The sequence below is a fragment of the Bacillus cereus group sp. BfR-BA-01355 genome, assembly GCF_022663675.1.
In the GTDB taxonomy this organism is placed as follows: Bacteria; Bacillota; Bacilli; order Bacillales; family Bacillaceae_G; genus Bacillus_A; species Bacillus_A thuringiensis_S.
Genome location: NZ_JAKUFY010000292.1, coordinates 1 through 608 on the forward strand (window position 1 = coordinate 1; position 608 = coordinate 608).

Below are 608 nucleotides of genomic sequence, written 5' to 3' on the forward strand. Positions count from 1 at the left end.
ACAACTACAATTTATTAAAAAAGCGCCTACACATGTAGGCGCTTTTTCTTATTATTAAGCTTTTGTATGTTCTTTATGGTCACATTCGCAATGAGATCCACATTTCCCGTATAGTACTGTTGATTTTTCATCTTCAAAATGTCCAATTGTTCCTTCACATACTTGGCATACGATTGTTCCCATTTTCATTTCCCCCTGAGTTTTAATAGTAATCTATTTATTTATCATTAAGCTTTCGCATTATCTTTTCTAGCACAGTCACAATTTGTTCCACATTTTCCGTAAAGTACCGTCGTTTTCTCATCTTCAAAATGTCCGATTGTTCCTTCACATACTTGGCATACGATTGTTCCCATTTTTCATTTCCCCCTAAGTTTATGGTCCTAAAAACTTTTAGCTGTCCATTTCCTATCAATTATTGGGCTTTTGTATGCTCTGTGTGATCACATCCGCAAGATCCACATTTCCCGTAAAGTACCGTTACTTTCTCATCTTCGAAGTGTGCAATTGTACCTTCACAATCTTGACATACGATTGTTCCCATTTTTCATTTCCCCCTAAGTTTATAATCCCAAAAACTTTTTTGTAACCGCTTAACTTTCTGTCTT

Annotated in this window: 3 protein-coding genes; all 3 read right to left on the minus strand. The window is 35.5% G+C overall.

Annotated features, from left to right (window positions below; all coding sequences use genetic code 11):
* Window positions 1-54: 54 nt before the first annotated feature.
* Genes MR167_RS31665 through MR167_RS31675 form a run of 3 tightly spaced genes read right to left on the minus strand, consistent with a single transcriptional unit; the run spans window position 55 to window position 544 of the window.
* The gene (locus tag MR167_RS31665; protein ID WP_000536796.1) at window positions 55-183 is read right to left on the minus strand and encodes a GapA-binding peptide SR1P; all 129 of its coding nucleotides are present in this window, start codon (window positions 181-183) and stop codon (window positions 55-57) included.
* A 44-nt stretch (window positions 184-227) separates the two neighbouring features.
* Window positions 228-356, minus strand: coding sequence for a GapA-binding peptide SR1P (locus tag MR167_RS31670; protein ID WP_000536803.1), 129 nt, complete (start codon window positions 354-356; stop codon window positions 228-230).
* 59 nt (window positions 357-415) lie between these two features.
* Window positions 416-544, minus strand: coding sequence for a GapA-binding peptide SR1P (locus MR167_RS31675; protein ID WP_000536778.1), 129 nt, complete (start codon window positions 542-544; stop codon window positions 416-418).
* Window positions 545-608 lie beyond the last annotated feature (64 nt).